17 protein-coding genes are annotated in these 18,738 nt (G+C 65.6%); 1 reads left to right on the top strand and 16 read right to left on the bottom strand.

From position 1 onward, the window contains the following. The first annotated feature begins 361 nt into the window (after positions 1 to 361). Positions 362 to 1,504 (top strand): acyl-CoA dehydrogenase family protein, encoded by a 1,143-nt coding sequence (locus HNQ08_RS19535; RefSeq protein WP_184135937.1) that lies wholly within the window; start codon positions 362 to 364, stop codon positions 1,502 to 1,504. Between the two features lie 88 nt (positions 1,505 to 1,592). Here the strand turns inward: HNQ08_RS19535 and nikC are convergent, their stop codons facing one another. From nikC to HNQ08_RS19455, 16 genes are all read right to left on the bottom strand, one after another. Next, complete coding sequence (nikC, locus tag HNQ08_RS19530; RefSeq protein WP_184135935.1) at positions 1,593 to 2,471, bottom strand: nickel transporter permease; 879 nt, start codon at positions 2,469 to 2,471, stop codon at positions 1,593 to 1,595. A gap of 13 nt (positions 2,472 to 2,484) precedes the next feature. Continuing rightward, positions 2,485 to 3,429, bottom strand: coding sequence for an ABC transporter permease (locus HNQ08_RS19525; protein ID WP_184135933.1), 945 nt, complete (start codon positions 3,427 to 3,429; stop codon positions 2,485 to 2,487). Positions 3,430 to 3,504: 75 nt separating this feature from the next. Beyond that, positions 3,505 to 4,983, bottom strand: coding sequence for an ABC transporter substrate-binding protein (locus tag HNQ08_RS19520; RefSeq protein ID WP_184135931.1), 1,479 nt, complete (start codon positions 4,981 to 4,983; stop codon positions 3,505 to 3,507). Further along, positions 4,976 to 5,683 carry a FadR/GntR family transcriptional regulator gene (locus tag HNQ08_RS19515; protein WP_184135929.1) on the bottom strand — a complete coding sequence of 236 codons (708 nt, stop codon included), beginning with the start codon at positions 5,681 to 5,683 and terminating at the stop codon, positions 4,976 to 4,978. Before HNQ08_RS19515 ends, HNQ08_RS19520 begins: the two co-directional genes overlap by 8 nt. A 161-nt stretch (positions 5,684 to 5,844) precedes the next feature. Continuing rightward, a complete protein-coding gene (locus HNQ08_RS19510; protein ID WP_184135927.1) occupies positions 5,845 to 6,600 on the bottom strand; it encodes an SDR family NAD(P)-dependent oxidoreductase in 756 nt (251 codons plus the stop codon). Continuing rightward, positions 6,597 to 8,117 carry a carboxypeptidase M32 gene (locus HNQ08_RS19505; protein WP_184135925.1) on the bottom strand — a complete coding sequence of 507 codons (1,521 nt, stop codon included), beginning with the start codon at positions 8,115 to 8,117 and terminating at the stop codon, positions 6,597 to 6,599. The genes HNQ08_RS19510 and HNQ08_RS19505 overlap by 4 nt, the downstream gene beginning before the upstream one ends. Beyond that, positions 8,114 to 9,520 (bottom strand): dipeptidase, encoded by a 1,407-nt coding sequence (locus HNQ08_RS19500; RefSeq protein WP_184135923.1) that lies wholly within the window; start codon positions 9,518 to 9,520, stop codon positions 8,114 to 8,116. Before HNQ08_RS19500 ends, HNQ08_RS19505 begins: the two co-directional genes overlap by 4 nt. Then, positions 9,517 to 10,290 (bottom strand): SDR family NAD(P)-dependent oxidoreductase, encoded by a 774-nt coding sequence (locus tag HNQ08_RS19495; RefSeq protein WP_184135921.1) that lies wholly within the window; start codon positions 10,288 to 10,290, stop codon positions 9,517 to 9,519. Before HNQ08_RS19495 ends, HNQ08_RS19500 begins: the two co-directional genes overlap by 4 nt. Then, positions 10,287 to 11,330 (bottom strand): ketopantoate reductase family protein, encoded by a 1,044-nt coding sequence (locus tag HNQ08_RS19490; RefSeq protein WP_184135919.1) that lies wholly within the window; start codon positions 11,328 to 11,330, stop codon positions 10,287 to 10,289. Before HNQ08_RS19490 ends, HNQ08_RS19495 begins: the two co-directional genes overlap by 4 nt. After that, a complete protein-coding gene (locus tag HNQ08_RS19485) occupies positions 11,327 to 12,037 on the bottom strand; it encodes a creatininase family protein (protein WP_229790103.1) in 711 nt (236 codons plus the stop codon). Before HNQ08_RS19485 ends, HNQ08_RS19490 begins: the two co-directional genes overlap by 4 nt. After that, positions 12,034 to 13,056 carry a GntR family transcriptional regulator gene (locus HNQ08_RS19480; RefSeq protein ID WP_221284312.1) on the bottom strand — a complete coding sequence of 341 codons (1,023 nt, stop codon included), beginning with the start codon at positions 13,054 to 13,056 and terminating at the stop codon, positions 12,034 to 12,036. The genes HNQ08_RS19485 and HNQ08_RS19480 overlap by 4 nt, the downstream gene beginning before the upstream one ends. Then, the gene (locus HNQ08_RS19475; protein WP_229790104.1) at positions 13,053 to 14,096 is read right to left on the bottom strand and encodes an ABC transporter ATP-binding protein; all 1,044 of its coding nucleotides are present in this window, start codon (positions 14,094 to 14,096) and stop codon (positions 13,053 to 13,055) included. The genes HNQ08_RS19480 and HNQ08_RS19475 overlap by 4 nt, the downstream gene beginning before the upstream one ends. After that, entirely contained in the window at positions 14,093 to 15,097 is a 1,005-nt protein-coding gene (locus HNQ08_RS19470) for an ABC transporter ATP-binding protein (protein WP_184135917.1), read from the bottom strand. Before HNQ08_RS19470 ends, HNQ08_RS19475 begins: the two co-directional genes overlap by 4 nt. Beyond that, positions 15,094 to 15,948: an ABC transporter permease gene (locus HNQ08_RS19465; protein ID WP_184135915.1), complete on the bottom strand. Its 855-nt coding sequence runs from the start codon at positions 15,946 to 15,948 to the stop codon at positions 15,094 to 15,096. Before HNQ08_RS19465 ends, HNQ08_RS19470 begins: the two co-directional genes overlap by 4 nt. Positions 15,949 to 16,039: 91 nt before the next feature. After that, complete coding sequence (locus HNQ08_RS19460; protein WP_184135912.1) at positions 16,040 to 16,978, bottom strand: ABC transporter permease; 939 nt, start codon at positions 16,976 to 16,978, stop codon at positions 16,040 to 16,042. 128 nt (positions 16,979 to 17,106) lie between these two features. Then, entirely contained in the window at positions 17,107 to 18,687 is a 1,581-nt protein-coding gene (locus tag HNQ08_RS19455; RefSeq protein ID WP_221284311.1) for an ABC transporter substrate-binding protein, read from the bottom strand. Positions 18,688 to 18,738: the final 51 nt, after the last annotated feature.

The raw sequence follows: 18,738 nt of genomic DNA, 5'->3' as shown, positions 1-18,738 counted from the left end.
GCGTACCGTAGGATTGGAATCAAGAAGTGGAGGCAAAGCGCTCAGAAATGGCGCAGTCAGGACGCGCAACCTCTCCGGCTGCGTTCCTGTACTGGGGGGTTAATTTTGAAGACTGGAGAATACCAATTCGCTCCTGCCAGACCCATCTTGGTTGGCCACAGGAGAGTATAGACGTCCGTGGCCTTGAATGTCAAGAGCAGGGCGCGCCGTTCAGTTACGCGGCAGGGCGGTGTCTGGCAGAGGTTCTATCAGAGACGGTGGGCTTTCAGCAAGAATGGGCCAAAGCAGTCCTTCCTGGCTGGCCGCACTGCGTTTTCCGGACTATTCCACCCGCGCCCAAATGCTCTAGGCTGGGTCCCAAATGGATTTTAATCTGCCCGACGACCTGCGCGAGGTGCAGGCGACCATCCGTGATTTTATGCTCAGCCGCGTGGAGCCGCGCGCCCATGAGATCGAGGACAGCAACAGTGTACCGCCGGAGTTGTTGAAAGAGGCGGCAGGGCTGGGCCTGTTCGGCCTGAGTATCCCGGAAGAATACGGCGGCGTGGGCCTGGGCATGCTGGGCCGCTGCGCGGTGTACGAGGCGTTGGGACAGGGGCACATGGGCTTCGGCGGCGTGGTCAGCGCGCACGCCAGCATAGGCACCTCGGGGCTGGTCAAACTGGGCACCGAGGAGCAGAAGCAGCGTTTCCTGCCGCGCATGGCGTCGGGGGAATGCGTGGCTGGTTTTGCCATCACCGAACCCAGCAGCGGCTCGGACGCGGCCAACATCCGCACCCGCGCGGTCAAGAAAGACGATGTGTACGTCCTGAACGGCACCAAGCACTACATCTCCAACGCGCCGATCGCCGGGCTGCTGACCGTCATTGCCATCACCGATCCGGCCCGCGGCAGCCGGGGCATGAGCGCTTTTCTGGTGGAGCCACAAAGCACGCCCGGCGTGCGGGTGGGCAAGATCGACGAGAAGATGGGGCAGAAGGGAGCCCTGAGCGCCGAGGTGATCTTCGAGGACGCTGAAATTCCCGCCGCCAACCTGCTGGGGCCGGAGCACATGGGCTACCGCGAGGCACTGGGCATCCTGACCGCCGGACGCGTGGGCATCGCCGCCCGCTCTACCGGGGCGATGCAACGACTGTTGGACCTTTCCGTGGCCCACGCCAAGACCCGCGAGCAGTTCGGTCAGCCCATCGCCGAGTTCCAGGCCGTGCAGTTCATGCTGGCCGAGATGGAAATTGCCGTCCAGACCAGCCGGGTGCTGTGGCAGAAGGTGGCCTGGATGGTCGACGAGGGCCAGGACGTGCGCCGTATGGCCTCTGTGGCCAAGTACCACGCCACCGAGGCCCTCTCCCAGGTGGCCGACAAGGCCGTGCAGGTGGCCGGGGGCATGGGCTACATGAAGGACAGTCCGGTCGAACGCTACTACCGCGACCAGCGCCTCTTGCGCATCTACGAGGGCACCAGCGAAATCCAGAAGATCATCATCGCCAGGGATCTGCTGGCGTAGGGGCTTGCCTGTCACCTACGCCAACCCGCAGAACCGAAATGAAATAGCCCTCTCCATAAAAGGAGAGGGCTGAGCAGCACGCTTCCGACTAGCCGATCTTGCCGCGCGGATCGAGGGCGTCCCGCAGCCCGTCGCCGATCAGGTTGAAGGCCAGCACCGCCAGAAAAATGGCGAGGCCGGGAAACACCGCCATCCACGGCGCGTCGGTCAGGTAACCGCGCGCGGCATTGAGCATGGATCCCCAGCTGGGCGCGGGCGGCTGGATCCCCAGGCCCAGGAAGGACAGGCTGGCCTCGGCCAGAATCGCGTTGGCGATGGCCAGCGAGGTCTGTACGATCAGTGCCCCGCTGATGTTGGGCAGCAGGTGGCGGGTGATCAGGCGTCCGTTCCCCGCTCCCAGCGCCTGCGCGGCCTGCACATAATCGCGCTCGCGCTGCGAGAGCACCTCGCCGCGCGTGATGCGGGCAAAGGCAGGGGCGGTGACGATGGCAATGGCAATCATGGTGTTCTGCAGGCTGGGGCCGAGAATGGCCGCCAGCGCAATCGCCAGCACCAGGAACGGAAGCGCCAGCAGCGCGTCCACCACGCGCATCAGCACGTCGTCCAGCCAGCCGCCAACGTACCCGGCGATAAGGCCGATGCCGCCGCCGCACACCAGGGCCAGCGTCACCGAGATCAATCCGGCACTCAGAGACACCCGCGCCCCATACACCACCCTAGAGAAGATGTCGCGCCCAAGTTCGTCGGCCCCGAAGGGATGCGCGGCACTGGGAGCGGCGCGCAGGTCGGAAAAGAAGATCTGTGCCGGGTCATAGGGGGCAACCCAGGAGGCCAGCAGCGCCGCGACGGCGAAAATCAGCAATACGAACAGGCCCACGACGGCCAGCCGATTGCTCAGGAAGCGCCTGAGCGGAGCGGGCAACCGTCGCCTTGCCGGGGCCGGGGATTTGGGGATGGTCGTGGTCATGTGTGCCCCCCCATCAGTTGTACCGGATCCGCGGATCCACGGCTGCGTAGCCCAGATCCACCAGAAAGCTCACCAGGAACACCGCCACCGCCGAAACCAGCACCACGCCCTGGATCACGGGCAGATCACGGGTGAACACGGCGTCCACCAGCAGCCGACCGAAGCCGGGGATGCTGAAAATCTGCTCGGTGATCACGGCCCCACCGAGCAGGCCGCCGAGTTGCAGGCCGAAAGCAGTCAGAAAGGGAATCAGCGCGTTTCTCAGGGCGTGTTTGGAGGTGACCTGCCGCGCCGTGAGGCCTTTGGCGTGCGCGGTTCGCACGTAATCCTGGTTCAGCGTTTCGCTGAGGCTGGAGCGCAGGTAACGCGTGAGCACCGCCGCTGAACCGACGCCAAGGGTGACGGCGGGCAGGAGCAACAGCAACAGATTGCGGCCCGGATTCTCAAGCAGGCTGGTGTATCCGCTCGCCGGAATCCACGCCAGCCGGATGCTGAACAGGTAGATCAGCAGGATGCCCAGAAAGAAATTGGGCAGGCTGATGCCCGACAGCGCCAGCAGCGTCAGCAGCCGGTCCACCCAGGTGTTGCGCCGCACCGCGCTGACGATTCCGGCGGGCAGGGAGATCAGCAGCGAGATCAGCATGGCGAACAGCGAGAGTTCCAGCGTGACCGGTAGTTTCTGGGCGATCAATCGGCTCACGCTGCTGTTGTCGGTCAGGCTGGTGCCGAAATCCAGCCGCACGGCCCCGGCCAGCCAGCTCAGGTACTGCTGCGGCAGCGAACGGTCCAGCCCCAGCGAACGGCGCAGTTCGGCCAGGGCCTGCGGGGTGGCCTCCTGGCCCAGGATCAGCCGCGCTGGATCGCCGGGCAACAGCTTGACCATGGCGAACACGATGACCGTGACGATCAGCAAAGTTGGGATGGCCGACAGCAGGCGGCGCAAGGCGAAAACAGCCACTTAACCTCCTCAGTCTGGAAAGGGCGAAAGGGCCGGGCAGTCCGTCTCGCCGGCCCCCTTCAGGATGGTCTGCCGTTACTTCAGGTCCACGTCTTTAAAACGCAGGATGCCGTCTGGAATGGGCTTGAGGCCAGTCAGTCCCTTGACGCTCGCCACCAGATTGCGCTGGAAGTACACCCAGGTGTACGGGGTGTCGCTGATGATGGTGCCCAGCGCGACGTTGTAGGTGGCGACGCGGGCGGACATGGCGTTCTGGGCGCGGGCCTTGGCAAGCAGACTGTCCACTGACTTGTTGCTGTAGCCGGCCTGGTTGTTGGTGCCGCCGGTCACGAAGAAATCGTAGATGTTGCCATCGGGATCAGGCCGCCCGCTCCAGCCCAGCATCAGGGCGTCGAAATCCTGCTTGTCGGCGCGGTCGAGCAGCGTGCCGAACTCCACCTGCTCGATCTTGGCATTGATGCCAGCCTGCGCGAACATGGCTTGGTACACCTGCGCCAGTTGCGTGGTGACGCTGCCCGGCGTGGTCAATAGCGTGAAGCTCAGCGGCTTGCCCCCCAGTTTCTGCTTGGCCACGGCGATGTCGGGCTTCTGCACCTTGATCGCCGAGGACGCAGCGGCGGTGCCGGGTGGGAACGGGCCAGCGGCGGGCGTGACCGTGCCGTAGAAGATGCTCTTGGCAATCGCCTCGCGGTCAATCGTGGCGGCCACGGCCTGTCGGAAATTCTTGTTGTTGAACGGCGCGCGGGTGACGTTGAACCAGATCCCCTGGAAGCCGATCCCGGGGTAGTTCAGCACGCTGAACTTGGGATTTTGCTCCAGCTTGCTGATGTCTTTGGGGTCTATCGGCGTGATTGCCTGCACCGCGCCGGACAGCAGGTTGGCGTAGCGCACGTCACCGTCGGTGAAGGGGCGGTAGACCAGCTTGTCGATCTTGGGCGCACCGCCCCAGTAGTTCTTGTTCGCATTCAGGGTGATGTTGTCCTGGCGCACGCGGCTGACAAAGGTGAAGGGACCGCTGCCTACCGGATTGTTCTGGAAATCGGCTCCGGCTTTCTTGGCTGCCGTGGGCGAGACGATCATGCCCGCGCGGTCCGTCAGTACGGCCAGCAGCGGCCCGTAAGGCTGCGACAGCGTGAGCTGAACGGTCTGCGGGTCGATGACCTTGACCTCCTTGACGCTGCTCATCTCGTTCTTGCGGGCGCTGCCCTCCAGCGTGCGGTTGCGATCCAGTCCGTATTTGACGGCGGCGGCGTCCAGCGGGGTGCCGTCGGTGAATTTCACACCGCTTCTCAGCTTGAAAGTGTAGGTCAGGCCGCCGTTCGTCACCTTCCAGGACGTTGCCAGTGCCGGAACCACCTTGAGGTTCACGTCCAGATCCACCAGCTTGTCGAAGATCTGGTTCATCACCTGTCGGTCCACGAGCGCGGTGGACAGCGCCGGATCGAGCCTGGGCGGATCGGCGTCAAGGCCCACCGTCAGGGTCTGTGCCGAGGCGCAAGCGGCGCTCAGGCAGGCAGCACTCAGGAAGGCCATCAGAAACTGGGATTTACGCATTGTCTTCTCCTTTTTCGATCAGTGGGGCGGCATGGTGGCGAACGGATTCCATGTGGGCGAGCATGGCCTGACGGGCGGCCTGGGGCGAGGCGCTGGCAATGGCGCGGACCAGCGCGCGGTGTTCGGAAATGGTCAATTCCGGCTGATCGCCCACCACCTGACTGCGCAACTGGATCATCAGCGAGCGCAGGGTGTCGAGCACCAGCATGACCACCTCGTTTCCAGCGATCTGGGCGATCAGGCTGTGGAAGAGCATGTCCTCATCGCTCAGTTTGATGTGACGGGCGCGGGCCGCCTCCTGCCGCTCCAGACACCCTTCCAGTTGCGCGATTTGGGTGGGCGTGGCACGAAGAGCGGCCTGCGCCGCCACTTCCGGCTCGATCATGCGCCGGAAGTCAAGAAGGTGGGCCAGTTTCTGGGGCGAACGCAGCAGCATGCCCTGAAACGGCTGGGTCAGGTGGGCGGCAGAGGGCTCACGGACAAAAACACCGTTGCCCTGGCGTGCCTCCAGGTGTCCCAGCACCTCAAGGCGGGCAATCCCGTCCCGCAGGCTGGTGCGGGAGATGTTCATCTGTTCGGCCAGCACCCGCTCAGGTGGCAACCGCTGACCGGCCGCGAAGTCTCCGCGCAGGATCAGGGCCAGAAGTTCCTCTGCTGCGCTGGCGGCCAGTTTCTGCTGCTTGATCGGCTGCGCCGTCATCTCGCCTCCTTGCGTTTGACTTGAAGGTCCAGTGGTTGGACCAATTTGGGATGGATCCAGCTTACGGCCTCAGGCCAGCGCCGCTTCCCTTTGTCTAGATGCACGCAGAGTCGCGCCCAACTGTGGGCAGGAAGACCTGCCCGACAGCAGCGATCAGCCCGTCAACCCTGATCGAGCGGACGGATCAGCAGTTCGTTCACGTTGACGCGTTCCGGCTGGGTCACGGCGTAGACCACGGCGGCGGCGATGTCCTCGGACTGGAGGGCCTCCATGTCCTTGATCCGGCCCTCGTAGGCGTCCTTGGTCTGGGTGTGGGTGATGTGATCGGTCAGCTCGGTGGCGACGACGCCGGGTTCGATCACGGTCACGCGAATCCGGTCCTGTTTGGCCTCCTGGCGCAGGCCCTCGCTGAAGCCGCCCACGGCCCACTTGCTGGCGCTGTAGCCCGCGCTCAGCGGACTGGCCCCGCGTCCCGACACCGAGGAGATGTTGACGATATGTCCGCTCCTCTGCGGCTTCATGGTCTCCAGCGCAGCCTGCGAGAGGTGCATCAGGGCTGTAACGTTCAGGTCCATCATGCGCTGCAGATCGCTGGGATCGCCGCCTGCGACCGGGCCGAGCAGCATCACCCCCGCGTTGTTCACCACGATGTCCAGGCGGCCCAGAGCCTCAAGCGTCTGCTGAACCACTGCTGCCCCCTGCCCGGCCTGCGCCAGATCGGAGACGATCACGGCCACCTTGCCGCCCATCCCCTCGATCCGGCCCGCCAGCTCGTCCAGGCGCTCCTTGCGCCGGGCGACCAGCGCCACCGCCGCACCATGTTCGGCGAGGGCCAGCGCCGTCGCCTCCCCAATACCGCTGCTCGCCCCGGTCACGAGGGCCACCTTGCCTGCGAGTTTGCTGTTTTGCTGGGTCATCGTGTCTGCTCCTCTTGGGTGTCCAGGCTGTAGAGTTCGCCGTATTTGCCGTCCAGGTAGTCCAGATACGGCTGCGGATCGAGACCGCGCCCGGTCACGCGCGTCAACAACTCGTGGGGGGTGTACGTGCGGCCATGCTGATAGATATTGTCGGTGAGCCAGCCCAGCAGGGGGGCGTACTCACCGCGTGCAAGGGCCTCCTCCAGCTGGGGCCGCTGCTCAAGCGCCGCCGCGTAGAACTGCGAGGCCATCACGTTGCCGATGGTGTAAGTGGGGAACGAGCCGAACATGCCCGCCGACCAGTGGATGTCCTGCAACACGCCACGCGCGTCGTCGGGCACCTCCAGACCCAGGTCCGCCTTAACGCGGGCATTCCAGGCGGCGGGGAGGTCCTCCACCGCCAGCTCACCGCCGATCAGCGCGCGTTCCAGTTCGACGCGCAACATGATGTGCAGGTCGTAGGTCAGCTCGTCGGCCTCCACCCGGATCAGGCTGGGACGCACTGTGTTGACGGCGCGGTAGAAGGCCGCGGTGTCCACATCCCCGAGCGCTTCGGGAAAGGTCGCCTGAAGCTGCGGGAAATGCAGCTCCCAGTACGCGCGCGAACGCCCGATGCGGTTCTCCCACAGCCGCGACTGGCTCTCGTGCGTGCCGTAGCTGGCTCCGCCCACCGCGTACAGCCCCAGCAGATCGCTGGTCAGCACCGTGCGGCTCAGTTCCGGGCGGACGCCCTGCTCGTACATGGCATGCCCCGTCTCGTGCAGGGTGCCGAACAGCGCGCCCGACAGGAAATTCTCCTGAATGCGGGTGGTGATCCGCACGTCCTGGCGCGTGAAGCTGATCTCGAAGGGGTGCGCCGACTCGTCCAGCCGCCCGCGCGCGGTGTCGTACCCGAACTTCTGGGCCAGCGCCAGCGACAGGCGCTTCTGCTCTGCCGCCCCGTACGAGCGGTTCAGGAAATCGCTGCGCGGTTGGGGTTGCTCCTGAATGGCCCGCAGCAGGGGAACGTGATGGGCACGCAGGCGGTCAAACAGGGGCAACAGCGTCTCCACCGTCAGGCCCGGCTCGTACAGGTTGAGCAGCGCGTCGTAGGGGTGACCGTCGTAACCCAGCGCCTCTGCCAGTTGCCGGTTCAGGTCCACCATGCGCGTCAGGAGGGGGGCGAACATCCCGAAGTCGCTCGCGGCCCTGGCGCGTGCCCAGACCTCCTGGGCCTCGGACTTCAGCAAGGCGAGTTCGCGGGTCAGCTGGGTGGGAATGCGCTTCAAGGCCGCGATGGCAGCCAAGGCCTGCTGGGCGGCGCGCTCCTCCACGTCACTCCCGCCGACCTCCCGTGCCGACGCCTCGTAAGCTGGATCGAGCAATTTTTCCTGCGTCAGCGCGCTGATTGTCGCGAGTTGCTGGGCACGGGCCGCGCTGCCGCCTGCGGGCATCTGCGTGCGGGCATCCCAGTTGAGGATGTTCAGGACACATAGAAGGTCATTGATTTCCGCTGAGCGGCGCTGAAAGTCGTTCATGACGGTCTCCTCTCGGCCAGTTTCTGCTGGCCCAGCTTCCACCAGAACTGCGCCCAGGCCTTCTGGCCCTCGTACAGCCGTGGCACGCGGAAGAATTCGTTGGGGGCGTGGATGTCCTCGTCGCCCACCGCGAAGCTGAAGAACACGGTGTCCAGCCCCAACACGCTCTGGAAGGTTTCCAGCACGGGAATACTGCCGCCCATGCCCACGTCCAGCGGAGGTTTGCCGTACAGCTCCGCCAGGACCTCCCGCGCCACCGCCGCGCCGGGGTGATCGTCGGGCAGGCGGTAGGCGCGGGCGCCGTGATCACTGGAGTGAATCTGGAGGGTTATGCCGGGCGGCAGCCTGCGTTCCAGATGCGTCCGGAGCAGTTGTGCGATGCGCTCCGGCTCCTGTCCCGGCACCAGCCGGCAGGTGATCTTGGCGTGGGCCTCGGCAGGCAGCACGGTCTTGCTGCCCTCGCCGGTGTAGCCGCCCCACAGGCCGTTGACCTCCAGCGTGGGCCGGTGCCACTGGCGCTCCAACGTCGAATAGCCCACCTCGCCGTACACGGCGGGCGCTCCGGTCTGGTTCAGATACGCCTCGTCACTGAAGGGCAGTTGCCGGATGCCCTCACGTTGCTGAGGGGTCAGATCGGCGACACCGTCATAGAACCCCGGTACGGTCACGCGGCCTGACTCGTTATGGAGTCCGGCGATCAGGCTGGCCAGCGCGTGCAGGGGGTTATGGACGCTGCCGCCATGCCGCCCGGAGTGCAGGTCCTTGCTCGCCCCGCGCAGGGTCAGCTCCAGCGCCGCGAGCCCTCGGGCGCTGACCGTCAGCGAGGGAACCGAAGCGCTCCACATGCCGCCGTCGGCGCTCAGGACGAAATCGGCCCCCAGGCGCCCGGCATTCTGCGCGACGAGTTCGTTCAGGTGGGCGCTGCCCATTTCCTCCTCGCCCTCGAACAGGAATTTAAGGTTGAGCGGCAGCCGCCCCAGCGTGGACAGATAGGCGTCCAGCACCTGCACGGTCAGCAGCAGTGGCCCCTTGTCGTCGCTGACGCCGCGTCCGTAGATGCGCTCACCCCTGACCGTGGGCGTGAAGGGCGGCGTGTGCCACTTCTCCAGTGGATCGGGCGGCTGAACGTCGTAATGGCCGTAAACGAGCAGGGTGGGCGCATCCTCGCCCGCGCCCAGATATTCGGCGTAGACGGCGGCGTGTCCGGCGGTGGGCCACCGTTCCACAGTCTGGAGGCCCGCGCGCTTGAACCGTTCCATGAGCCACCCCGCCGCCCGCTCCATGTCCGCCTGGTGGGCGGGCTGCGCGCTGACGCTGGGGATGGAGGCGAACTCGATCAGTTCGGAGAGCGAAGTCGCAGCGCACTGATCCAGCCGCGCCAGAACCTCAGACAGGCCGCTCATTTGCCACCGTCCACACTCAAGACCTGCCCCGTGATCCAGCCGGCCCCCTCCGAGGCGAAGAAGAGAACAGCGTTGGCGATGTCCTCGGGTGTGCCCAGCCGCTTCAGGGCAATGCCGTCCACCAGCTTGCGCTGTCCCTCCTCGCCGTAGCTTTCCCACTGGCGCTCGGTGGTGGGATTGCTGCGGACGAAGCCGGGCGCGACGTTGTTGACGGTGATGCCCCAGGCGCCCAGCTCATGGGCGAGCTGACGGGTCAGGCCGATCTGCGCGGCCTTGGCACTGGCATACGCCTGAATCCCGGTCAGGCTGATGCCCAGGCCCGCGCCGCTGGAGATGTTGATAATGCGGCCCGACCGGCGCTCCTTCATGTGCGAGGCCACCGCCTGAGCGAAGAAAAAGGCCCCATCCACGTTGACGGCGAAGATGGCGTGCCAATCGGCGGGGCTGACCGCTTCTAGGGGGCGGCCCACCTGCCCGCGCACACCGCCCGCGTTGTTGACCAGCACGTCCACGCGGCCCGTCTCGGCCACAACCTCAGCCACGAACGCACCCACGGCGGCGGCGTCCCCCACGTCCACCGCGCGGGTGTGAATGGTCAGGCCGTCGTGGTAGACCAGCCTGGCCGTCTCGCCCAGACCCTCGGTGTTCACGTCGCAGGTCCAGACGTCCGCTCCCTCCCAGGCGAAGGCGTGGGCAATCGTGCGACCGAACCCGTGCCCCGCACCCGTGACGATCACGGTCTGGCCCGCGAACCGCTCGCTGCCCGTCATGCCTGCTCCTGAAGAAGCAGGGCGCGCAGCTCGGCCAGATTGTCCCGGCTCAACTCGCGCGTTCCCGCCTCAATCTCGTGAATCTGCTCGATCAGCCGGGCGTTGAGCGGCGTGGGAACCCCGTGCAGCCGCCCGAAATGCACCACCCAGCCCAGTTGTGCGTCCACCTCCGTAGTGCGCTTGCGAACGGCCAGATCGCGCCAGATGCCGCTGTGGGTCTTGGCGCTGCGGCGGTTGAAGGCCACCATCTCGGCCAGGCTCCGCTGCGCCGCCGCGTCGCCGGCCTCCGGCAGAAAGGCCGCCGGGTCAAAGCCGTTGAAGGCCTCGGGCGTCACGCCGTGTGCCAGCGCCACGCGCATGACCTCGCGGCCCAGTTCGGTGTACAGGGCGCGGTCCTCTTCCCTATCGAGCGCGTCGGCGATGCTGTCGTTGGTGACGGCCGTGGCGAATAGCAGCGCCCCGTAAGCCAGTTTGCTCCACAGGTAGCCGAACACGTTGGGGCTGAGGATGGCGTCGGGTTCAAAGTGCCGCAGGACCCCGTGAAGCTGTCTGGCCCGCCCGGTCAGCTGTCCATCCTGTTCGCCGAGCACCACCACGCCGCGTCCGCCGTAATGCACCACCCCAGGCTCCAGATAATCCGCGCCGAAGTTGACGAAGCTGCCCAGCACACGCTCCGGAGGAATGAATTCATTGATGATCAGCGGATTGAGCCCGTTCTGGATGGACACCACCACGCCGTCCGCGCCCAGATGGGGTGCCAGAGCCTGAGCCGCCGCCGCGGTGTGCTGGGCCTTGGTGCACAGCAGGATGGTGTCCCACTCGCCCTGCAGCGCGTCTGGGGTGAAGGCAGGCGCGGTCACGCTGAAATCTCCGAACGGCCCGGTAATGCTCAGGCCACGGTCACCTATGGCCTGGACGTGATCGGCGGCCACATCCACGAAGGTCACGTCAAAACCGTCCCGCAGCAGATACGCGCCGATCGTGCCGCCAATGGCCCCGGCTCCCCAGACCAGAATTTTTTGCGATCCGTCCTCGCTCACGACTCAGCCCACCCGCCCTCCAACAGGGCGCGGGTTTCCGCCACCGCCACGTCCCAGATGGCCTGCATGTCCTCATCAGGCCGCTGAAACCGTCCCCCGAAATTGCCCTCGCCTAGATAGTCACGCAGGGCTTCCGGATGCAGCAGTCGCATGTAGTTCAGGTCAATCGCCGCCTTCTCCTCGTCCGGCATCTGCACACCATCCAGCCGTGTCCAGGGGAAATTCTCCATCCAGGAAGCGTGGCTGGCGTTGGGGTCCGTGGCCTGAACTTTGGCCCAGACCTGCGGCGCGTTCCACCAGTTGTGAAACTTGACCTGCGTGCCGGGATGATCGGCCATCCACTCGGCGGCGAAGCCCTGCGCCGGGGTATTGCCGCCGTGGCCGTTGACGATCAGGATGCGCCGGAAGCCCTGCTCGTGCAGGGCGTCCAGAATGTCGCGCACGATGGCCAGATATGTTTGCACCCGCAGGTTGATGCTGCCCGGATACGCCCGGAAATACGGGGTGATGCCGTAGGGCAACACGGGAAACACCGGCACGCCCGAGTCGCCCACAGCGTCCTGGGCCAGTTTCGAGGGCAGGATGTTGTCGACGCATAGGCTCAGGTGGGCGTGCTGTTCGGTGCTCCCCAGCGGCAGGATGCAGCGGTCATCCCGCTTCAGGTAATCTTCCAGTTGCATCCAGTTCATCTCTTCGATGGCGGTCATAACGGCTCCTTGGTGTGGTGAGGTGCTCTCTGGGCCTCGACGGCAGGCAGCACCAGTCCCTCAATGTCGCGCGGATCGACGATGTGTCGGTATTCGAGAGCAGGTTTGTGGGGCATCAGGGTCCGGACCGTCTCGGAGCCGGTGGCGTAGATCGCCACGTCGCAGGCGTCCAGCACACCCTGCAGATTGTTGGCGTGCAGGTGGGTGGCCTGGACGGCGGACACATGCGGCGCGAAACGTCTGACACCGCTCAGGAAAGTGGGCAGGAACTCCTCGAACGTCGCCACAATCGCCAGCCGGATCATGGGATCAAGGGCCGCCAGCGCCGCACGGGTCCGCTGCGAGGGAATGAAGCCCACCGGAATGACTTCCCGCCCTGGCAGCAGCGCACGCGTTTCATTCAGTCGGTGGGCCAGCGAGAGCACCACATCGGCGTTCTGGGCGCTCTCCAGTGCGTGCCTGGAGCGCAGATCGTCCAGCGTGACCGCCTGCACCCGGTCGCCGGCAGGCAGGATCGCCTGCACATCCGCCGCGTACCCGCGGGTGGCGTCGGCAAACAGGCCCACCAGCAGCACGTTGACACCGGTGTGCGTGGGCCGTGCCCCACGCGCGATCAGGGCGTTCATGGCCTCGCCGATTTGGCGCAGGCTATATCCCTCGCCCTCGGCTTGCGCCAGGGTGTCCGCGAGCAGCCGGGTCAACCGTGCCGGATCGGGACCGGGCGGCGGCTGCGGAACGTCCGCCACGAAGGTGCCGCGTCCACGCGCCGTGACGATCAGCCCCAGCCCCAGCAGCTCCTTGTACACGCCCGCCACCGTCATGTGGGCCACGCCCAGTTCCTGCGACAGCTCGCGCACGCTGGGCAGCCGCGCGCCGCGGGGAATATCGCCGCAGGCGATGCCGTATTCCAGTTGCCCACGCAGCTGCGCCCCCACCGGAACGCCCAGACTGCGGTCGATGCCCAGCGGCCAGCCGAAAGATTCGGTGTCCAGTATTGCCGAAGTCGCTCCCAGATTCATGTCGCCACCTTAAGCGGGACGGTGCTGGGAGAGGCGCCGGAATCGTACAGATGGCAGGCCACCTCCGGGCCATCGGCCAGCTTCAGCAGCGCGGGGCGCTCGGTGGCACAGCGGTCAAAGGCGTGCGGGCAGCGGGTCCGGAAGGCGCAGCCGCTCGGCACATTCAGCGGGCTGGGCAATTCGCCGGTGATGGCCGGGGCCGCCGTGCGCTGGGTGGGATCAAGGGTGGGCGCGGCAGCCAGCAGGGCCTGCGTGTAGGGATGACGCGGCGAGGTGAAAATCGCGCCCGTGTCGGAAACCTCCACCACCCGGCCCAGATACATCACCGCCACCCGGTGGGAGATGTGGCGCACCAGTCGTAGATCATGCGCCACGAACAGTACGGTCAGGTCCAGGCGCTCCTGCAACTCCAGCAGCAGGTTGACCACCTGTGCCTGGACCGAAACGTCCAGCGCGGACACCAGCTCGTCGGCAATCAAGCACTGGGGTTCCAGAGCCAGTGCCCGCGCGATCCCGATGCGCTGGCGCTGACCACCGGAAAACTCATGCGGCAGGCGGCCCGCAGCTTCGGGCGGCAGGCCCACCAGCCGCAGCAGTTCGCGCACGCGGGCGGGTTGCTCCGCGGGTGGGCGCATCCTGTGCACACTCAGCGCCTCGCGCAGCATGGCCTCCACAGTCATACGCGGGTTGAGGCTGGAATACGGATCCTGAAAGATCATCTGCACTTGGCGGTTGTACTGCCGCAGGTCCGCGCCGCGCAGCGTCAGCACGTCCAGATCGCCGTACCGAACGCTGCCTCTGTCCGCGTCGTACAGCCGCACCAGCGTCCGCGCCAGCGTGGATTTGCCGCAGCCGCTCTCGCCCACGATGCCCAGCGTCTCGCCGCGCCGCACGGTCAGTTCCACGTCGGTCAGGGCCTGCACGGCGCGCCGTGGTTGCCCACGTAAACGCGCCAGCAAGCTCTGGCCCACCGGGAACGTCTTGGTGAGCCCATGAATCTCCATCAGGGGCGGAGTGGCCCCGGAAAGCGGAACGGTCATACGCCCACCTCCTCAAGGCTGGCCTTCAGCGCCGGCAACTTGTCGTAATGAATGCAGGCGCTGAAGCGGCCCGGGGCGACCTCCAGCAGCGGTGGCTCATGGCCACGGCAGGCGTCGGTCACGTATTCGCAGCGCGGCGCGAAGGGGCAGCCCGGCGGCAAGGACCGCAAATCGGGTGGACCACCGGGAATCGGCTGCAAGGGACGGCGATGTTCTCCGGCCCCGGGCAGGCTCCGCAGCAGCCCCAGCGTGTAGGCGTGTTTGGGCGCGTGGAACAGGTCACGCACCCCCGCCGTCTCCACCAGGCGGCCACCGTACATCACGGCCACACGGTCACAGGTTTGGGCCACCACGCCCAGATCGTGTGTGACCAGAATGACGCTCATGTGCAGTTCCTCGCGCAGCCGCAGCAACAAGCGCAGAATCTGATCCTGGATGGTCACGTCCAGCGCTGTCGTCGGCTCGTCGGCCAGCAGCAGTTGCGGCTCGGAGGCCAGCGCGATGGCGATCATGGCCCGCTGGCGCATCCCGCCGGAGAACTGATGCGGATAGTCGGCGAGGCGGGCCCGGGGGCTGGGAATACCGGTCAGGTCCAGCAGCTCGGCGGCCCGCTCCTGCGCCGCGCGGCCCCGCAGTCCCCGATGTTCCCGCAAGTTCTCCCCGATCTGCTCGCCCACCGTCAGCACCGGGTTCAGCGCCGACATCGGTTCCTGAAAGATCATGCTGATCTGAGACCCGCGCACGTCCCGCAGCCTGGCTTCTGAAGCCGTCAGGAGATTCTGGCCGCCGTACTCCACCGTTCCCGTCATTGCAATCGGCGGGCGGTGCAGGCGGATCAGCGAGCGCAGGGTCACGCTCTTGCCGCTGCCCGACTCCCCCACCAGGCCCAGCACCTCGCCGGGCAACAGGTCGAAATTGACTCCCCGGACGGCATGCAAGACCCCTCCGGGCGTGGGAATGCGGACGTTCAGATCACGCACGCTGAGAAGCGGGGCCGTCATGCGCGGGGCCTCAGCGCGTCGGCCAGACCGTCTCCGATCAGGCTGAAGGTCACACCTGCCAGCGTCAGCGCCAGCCCCGGAAAGGTGCTGATCCACCACGCGGTGGCCATGAAGTTCTTGCCGTCGGCTACCATCACGCCCCATTCGGGGGTCGGCGGCTGTGCGCCCAGGCCCAGGTAACCCAGCGACGCGCCCAGCAGGATGCCCAGACTCATATCGGTCATCAGGTACACGATGGCGGGCGTGACGGCGTTGGGCAGCAGGTGGCGCAGCAGGATCCGGCCCGGGCTGTAGCCCAGCACCCGTCCGGCCTGCGCGTACTCGGCCTTCTTCTGCGCCATGACCTCGCCGCGTGTCAGCCGCCAGTAGCTGACCCAGCCCACCGCACTGACGGCGATGTACATGTTGGTCAGCCCCGGCCCCAGCACTGCCACGATGGCGATGACCAGCACCAGAAAGGGAAAGACCACCACCAGATCGGCAATCCGGCCCACCACAGCGTCGCTCCAGCGGCCCAGGTAACCGGTCAGCGCACCCAGCAGCGTGCCGAAGAGAAAGGGGAAGAGGGTCGTGAACACGGCGATCTGCAGATCGGTGCGCGTGCCGTAGATCACACGGCTCAGCACGTCGCGCCCGAAATTGTCGGTGCCGAAAGGGTGTTTGGCGCTCGGGCCCTTGAGCAGCGCCTCGTAATCGAAATCGGTGGGGCTGAAGGGGGCCAGCGCGCGCGGAAACAGCGCCGCCGCGAGCAGCAGAAGCAGCAGCGCCAGCCCGATCAGCAGCGTGGGCTTGGGCCAGCGGCGGCGCGGGCGAACGGCCACCTCCAGCGCGGGGGAATGCATGGTGGTCATGAAACCTTCCAGGTAACGCGTGGCGTGTGATTGTTGACGTGTGGCACAGAGAAAGGACAGGACATAGACTCCAGTTCCGGCTCAGGGTGCTTCATGACAGCTCCGCACGAGGATCGAGGCGGGCGTGGATCAGATCGGTGATCAGGAAAACTAGCGACACGATGACGGCGAAGGTCAATGTCAGGCCCTGAATCACGGGGTAGTCGCGCCCGAAAATGGCGTCCACCATCAGGCGGCCGACACCGGGGATGGCGAACACCGTCTCGGTGATGACTGCGCCGCCGATCAGCGCGCCGATGTTCAGGCCCAGCAGCGTGACGGTGGCGATCAGGGCGTTACGCAGCACGTGGCGGATCATGATCACGCGGCTGCGTAATCCCTTGGCCCGCGCGAAGTCCACGTACTCGGCGGTCAGGACCTCAATGATGCTGTTGCGCAGGGTGCGGACCAGAATCGCCGCCAGGTTCAGCCCCAGGGTCAGCGCGGGCAGGAACAGGTGGTACAGGTGTTCCCCAAAGGTCTCGCCGTAACCCCCGATGGGAAACCAGCCCAGCCGCGCGCCCAGCAGGCTCAGCAGTTGCAGCGCCACGTAGAACACCGGGAGCGACAGCCCCACCTGAAACACCGCGCGGATCAGTGCGTCCACCCAGGTGTTGCGGCGTACGGCGGCCAGCACCGCCAGCGGAACGGCCATCAGTACGCCTAGCAAGGCGGCGTAGACGGTCAGAAAGAGGGTCGTGGGCAGCCGCTCGCCGATCAGGCGCAGCACCGGGATCTTGAGGCTGATGCTGTCTCCCAGGTCCCCCTGGAGCAGGTTGCGAACAAAGACCCCGAATTGCACCGGCAGGGGCCGGTCCAGACCCAGTTCACGGTTGGTGCGCTCCACGATCTCGGCAGTGGCCCGGTCGCCCAGAATAGCGCTGGCCGGATCGCCCGGCAGCAGGCGCACCAGCAAGAACACCACCAGCATCACAGCCAGAAAGGTGGGAATGATCTGGAGCAAGCGCCGGATCACGTAACTCGCGTGCATGGATCCTCCCATGGGGAAAGCAGAGGGCAAAGGCCACCAGGGACGAATGGGGAGCCGCCCCGGATGGCGTCAGGGGCGGCTCGAAACGTCCATCACGTCAGTTCAGAAGCTCGGACCTGCTTCCCCGCCTACTTCTCGAGGTAAGCCGAGGCGAAGAGGTTGTTGCCCAGCGGAATCTGGAAGAAGCCCTTGACCTTCTTGGACATCGCCACCGGGTAAGGCGTCTCGTACAGGTACACGATGGGCGCGGCCTTCAGGTAGAGGCTCTGGATCTGCTGGTACTGGGCGGCGCGCTTGGCCGCGTTCAGCTCCTGCTGGCTCTGGGCAAACAATTTATCGATCTCGGCACTCTTGAATCCGGTGTGGACGGACTCGATGTTGTCGAAGACGGCGTAGTACGTGGTGATCTGACTGGGATCGTTGATGTCATTGGTCCAGGCCGCCGTCCGCATCTGGAAGTCGTTGGCGCGGTAGCGGGCGGTCTTGGTGGCGGCGTCGAGCTGCTCGATCTTGAGCTTGACGCCAATCGCGCCCCACATCTGCTGCAGCGCGGTCAAGAGGGCCAGATCGTCTGCGCTGCCGCTGGTGGCCAGCACGGTCAGCTCAAAGCCGTTCTTGTACTTGCTGGCGGCCATCAACGCCTTGGCCTTGGCCAGATCGTAGGGGAAACCAGGCTGCTTGGCGTCAAACAGCGGCGTGGTGGATGACATGTACGACTTCATGGGCTTGCCGGTGCCGTAGGTCACCACCTGGATCAGCGCGTCCTTGTTGGCCGCGTAGTTTAGGGCCTGACGCACGTTCGGATCACTCAGCGGATTCTCGGTGCCATCGTTCAGCTTGGGGCGGTTGTTCATCAGGATGCTGTTGACCTTGGTGGACGGAAACAGCGTCATGTTGATCCTGGAATCGGCCTTCAGTTCGGCCACGCGGCTCAGAGGGATGAACTCCGCAAGCTGCAATTCCCCGGCTTGCAGCTTCAGGATGCGGGTGTTGTCGTCGGGGATAATCTCGAAGCGCACGCTGTCCAGATAAGGCAGCGCCTTGCCGTCGTCGCCCTTCTTCCAGTAGTACGGATTGCGCTTCATAACCATGTATGATCCGCGCTTCCACTCGCTCAGGACAAACGGGCCGGAGCCTATGGGTTTGTCGGCAAAGGCCTTGGCCTTCTCGGCGTCGTTCTTGCCAGGAGCGGCCGTAAAGAGTTTTTGCGGCATGATCGCGGCATTGAACGTGGCCAGTGCGGCGGGCAGGGTGGGGTCCGGCTGCTTGAGGTTCAGCGTGACCTTGTTGCCACTGGCGGTGATGGAGCTGATGCTGGCCAGCGAACTGTTCCAGGCCCCGGCTTCAGGGTTGCGGGCACGATCCAGGGACCATTTTACGTCGCCCGCCGTCAGGGCACTGCCGTCGGCGAATTTCAGTCCCGGCCGCAGAGTCAGGACCATACTCTTGCCGTCCTTGGCGGTGGTGTAGCTGCTCGCCAGCCCCGGCTGCACGCCCTTGCCATCGTTGGTGGGCTGCAGCAGGGTGTCGTACAGGTTGGTCAGAATCCAGATGTCCAGGTTGGCATCGTTGAGCACCGGGTCAAGAAATAGCGAGTCGGCGTAGCGCCCGAACACCATCTGTCCACCACGGGTGGCGGCGAAGGCCTGACCCACAGTCAGGGCGGCGGCGACGGCAAGGGAAATGCGGGACAGTCTCTTCACGTTCATAGGAAGACCTCCGGAGCTGGGCAAGAACACCCGTTGATGTGTTCTAGGAGG

The organism is Deinococcus humi (assembly GCF_014201875.1).
GTDB classification, from domain to species: Bacteria; Deinococcota; Deinococci; order Deinococcales; family Deinococcaceae; genus Deinococcus; species Deinococcus humi.
Note: the sequence above shows the minus strand (reverse complement) of the source record. Positions and strands in the feature narration are given on the sequence as shown.